General features: G+C 66.5%; 3 protein-coding genes. All 3 read left to right on the top strand.

The genetic code is table 11. The annotated features are described in order from the left end of the window. Positions 1–700: LPS biosynthesis protein (locus tag D588_RS24130; RefSeq protein WP_043083647.1), on the top strand; the 700-nt coding region annotated here is incomplete at its 5' end. Beyond that, positions 700–2,610, top strand: coding sequence for a nucleoside-diphosphate sugar epimerase/dehydratase (locus D588_RS0106010; protein ID WP_026143428.1), 1,911 nt, complete (start codon positions 700–702; stop codon positions 2,608–2,610). The genes D588_RS24130 and D588_RS0106010, both read left to right, overlap by 1 nt. Further along, positions 2,610–3,491 carry a UTP--glucose-1-phosphate uridylyltransferase GalU gene (galU, locus tag D588_RS0106005; protein ID WP_017915339.1) on the top strand — a complete coding sequence of 294 codons (882 nt, stop codon included), beginning with the start codon at positions 2,610–2,612 and terminating at the stop codon, positions 3,489–3,491. The genes D588_RS0106010 and galU overlap by 1 nt, the downstream gene beginning before the upstream one ends. The last annotated feature ends 206 nt before the right edge of the window (positions 3,492–3,697 follow it).

Below are 3,697 nucleotides of genomic sequence, written 5' to 3'. Positions count from 1 at the left end.
GCTATCGGCGGCGCTGCGATTGCTGGTGCATGCGGTCGCCGCGACCCTGCTGGCTGCACTTGTCTACAAGGCGAGCCAGCCGCTGTGGATCGTCGCGCTGGTGTGGTTGGCGACGGTTTCGCTAATCAATATCTGGAATTTCATGGATGGCATCAATGGACTGGCCGGCAGCCAGGCGATGCTCGCCGCCCTGGGGTTCGCCTGCCTGCTGCCGGCGCCGCTGCGCTGGCCGTGCTGGGTGCTGCTGGTGGCCTGCGCGGGATTTTTGCCGTTCAACTACCCCCGGGCGCGTATTTTCCTTGGCGATGTCGGCAGTGGCGCGCTTGGCTACCTGATCGCCGCGCTGTTCGCCTGGTGCCTCGTCGCCGGCGGCCAGGCGCCCTGGCTGCCGGCACTGCCGCTGTCGGCCTTTGCCATCGACGCAGGCTTCACGCTCGTCTCGCGCATGCTCGCCGGCGAACGCTGGTGGCAACCGCACGCGCAACATTTTTACCAGCGTTGGGTACACACCGGCAGTAGCCATACTGTCGTCACGCTCGCCTACGGTCTGTTCAGCATTGTCGCGATTACAATTGCGCGGCTGGGCAGGCCCCTGGATGCGGGCACGCAGGCCGGTCTGACGATCGCCTGGTTCTGTTCGGCAGGTGTGCTTTGGCTGGCCTTGCGCAACCGGATGCGCCGAACTCTCACGGATCACTGATGCTTTCCACGCGCGACCGAGTCACCGAGTTGTTTCCCAAGGCCTCCGTGGTCCTCCACGATCTGGCCATCGTCTGGGTCTGTTGGCAATTGCTGCACGCCGCGCGCTACACCATGCTCCCCGGCGAGCATCCGTTGCCGCTGTGGAACCTCAACACCGCCATCGTGCTGGTGGCCCAGGGGCTGGTGTTCTGGAAGGTGGGCCTGTACCGCGGCCTGTGGCGCTTCGCCAGCGTTCCCGACCTGCTCAATATCTTCAAGGCCAGCTTCTATGGCCTGGTGGCGATCGTGCTGGGGCTGGCCTACAGCCGCTTCGACGCGATCCCGCTCTCTGTGCTGATGGTGTATCCGTTCGCGCTGTCGGCGCTGCTGGGCGCGCCGCGGCTGCTGTACCGCGCCTGGAAGGACTACCAAATCGCCCACTCGGACGACACCGCGCGGCGTGTGCTGATCGTCGGTGCCGGCCGTGCGGCCGAGGCCCTGGTGCGCGACCTGCGCCGTTCCGGTGCCTACCAGCCCGTGGGATTCGTCGACGACGCCGGCCATCTGCACGGCGCCAAGCTGCAGGGCCTGCCGATCCTGGGCCGCATCGACGAGGCCGGCGCGATCGCCAAGGAAACCGCGGCCAAGCTGCTGGTCATCGCGATTCCGTCGCTGGACGCGGCCGGCATGCAGCGCGTCGTGGCGATCTGCGAAAGCACCGGCCTGCCGTTCCGCACCGTGCCGCGCCTGCTCGACGTGCTCGAAGGTCATTACCTGCCGGGCGAGCTCAAGGAGGTCGCGATCGAGGACCTGCTCGGGCGCAAGCCGGTGACCCCGGACTGGAAGCTGATCAAGGGTTGGTTGTCCGGGCGGACCGTGCTGGTCACCGGCGCCGGCGGCTCGATCGGCTCGGAACTGTGCCGTCAGTGCGCGCGTCACGGCGCGCGCAAGATCGTGCTGCTGGAGATCAACGAGCTGGCGCTGATCACCATCCATGCCGACCTGCACCGCACGTTCCCCGATCTGGAGATCGACTGCGTGCTCGGCGATTGCGGCGATCCGGCGGTGATCCGCCACGCCATGCAGGTGGCCGAGCCGGACGCGGTGTTCCATGCCGCCGCCTACAAGCAGGTGCCGCTGCTGGAGCGGCAGTGCCGCGAGGCGGTACGCAACAACGTGCTGGCCACCGAGAACGTGGCGCGCGCCTGTGTCGCGGCCAAGGTCTCGACCTTCGTGTTCATTTCCACCGACAAGGCGGTCAATCCGGTCAATCTGCTCGGTGCGTCCAAGCGCTACGCCGAAATGGTGTGCCAGTCGCTGGACGACCAGGCGGTGAGCACGCGCTTCGTCACCGTGCGCTTCGGCAACGTGCTGGACTCGGCCGGCAGCGTGGTGCCGCTGTTCCGCGAGCAGATCCGCCAGGGCGGCCCGGTGACGGTCACCGATCCGCAGGTGACGCGCTACTTCATGACCATTCCCGAAGCCAGCCAGCTGATCGTGCAGGCGGCGGCCTCGGCGTCGCATGGCGCCATCTATACGCTGGACATGGGCGAGCCGGTGCCGATCCGCCTGCTTGCCGAGCAGATGATCCGCCTGGCGGGCAAGCAGCCCGGACGCGACATCGCCATCGTCTACACCGGCCTGCGGCCGGGCGAGAAGCTGCACGAGACGCTGTTCTACGCCGACGAGAACTACCGGCCCACCTCGCATCCGAAGATCCTCGAGGCCGGCGTGCGCAGCTTCTCGCGCGAGGACGTGCTGCGCGGCGTGCAGCAGTTGCGCGCCGCGGTGGCCGACTACGACAGCGACACCATCGAGAAGGTGTTGCGCATGACCATGCCGGAGTTCGCGCCCTTGCGTCAGCAAGACGGTCACGACGGCTCCGCTACCATCGTTCCATTCCCCGCACGCGAGGCCAGAAGGCTCTGATGAGCAAGAGAATCCGCAAGGCAGTATTCCCGGTGGCAGGTTTGGGTACCCGCTTCCTTCCCGCCACCAAGACCGTTCCCAAGGAAATGTTGCCGATCATCGATCGGCCGCTGATCCAGTACGCCGTGGACGAGGCGATCGAAGCCGGGTGCGACACCCTGATCTTCGTCACCAACCGCTACAAGCACGCGGTCGCGGATTATTTCGACAAGGCCTACGAACTGGAGCAGAAGCTGGAGCGTGCCGGCAAGCACGAACAGCTGGAAATGATCCGCCACGTGCTGCCGGACGGCGTGCGCGCGATCTTCGTGACCCAGGCCGAAGCGCTGGGCCTGGGCCACGCCGTGCTGTGCGCCAAGTCGGTCATCGGCGACGAGCCGTTTGCGGTGTTGCTGCCGGACGACCTGATCTGGAACCGCGGCGACGGCGCGCTGAAGCAGATGGCCGATCTCAACGAGCGCAACGGCGCCAGCGTGATCGCGGTGGAAGACGTGCCGCACGAGAACACCGCCAGCTACGGCATCGTCGCCACGGAGGCCTTCGACGGTCGCAAGGGCCGCATCGCGCAGATCGTCGAGAAGCCCAAGCCGGAAGACGCGCCGAGCGATCTGGCGGTTGTCGGGCGCTACGTGCTCAGCTCGAAGATCTTCGAACTGCTGGAAAGCACCGGCACCGGTGCGGGCGGCGAGATCCAGCTGACCGACGCCATCGCCGCGCTGCTGAAGAGCGAGGAAGTGGACGCCTACCGTTTCGAGGGCACCCGTTTCGACTGCGGTACCCACCTGGGCCTGGTCGAGGCGACCATCCGGTTTGCGCTGGAGAACAAGAAGCTGGCCAAGCCGGCGCGCGAGAAGCTCACGCAGATGCTCGCGGAGGAATGAGCCTGGTGCTGCGCGCCGCTGCAGAGCGGTGCGCTGGCTGAGTGCCGATCCAGGAGCGTCTGGCGGCTGATTCGATCCGGAGAAGCCGAATCGGATGACAAACGGAAAAGGCAGCCGCGAGGCTGCCTTTTCCGTTCTGTGCGCTGGTCTGTATAACAAACGCTTGGTGCCGGACCCTCACCCCAACCCCTCTCCCGGAGGGAGAG

The organism is Xanthomonas sp. SHU 308, assembly GCF_000364645.1.
GTDB classification, from domain to species: Bacteria; Pseudomonadota; Gammaproteobacteria; order Xanthomonadales; family Xanthomonadaceae; genus Xanthomonas_A; species Xanthomonas_A sontii.
The sequence above is the reverse complement of the archived record's forward strand: the minus strand, read 5'-3'. Positions and strand labels throughout refer to the sequence as shown.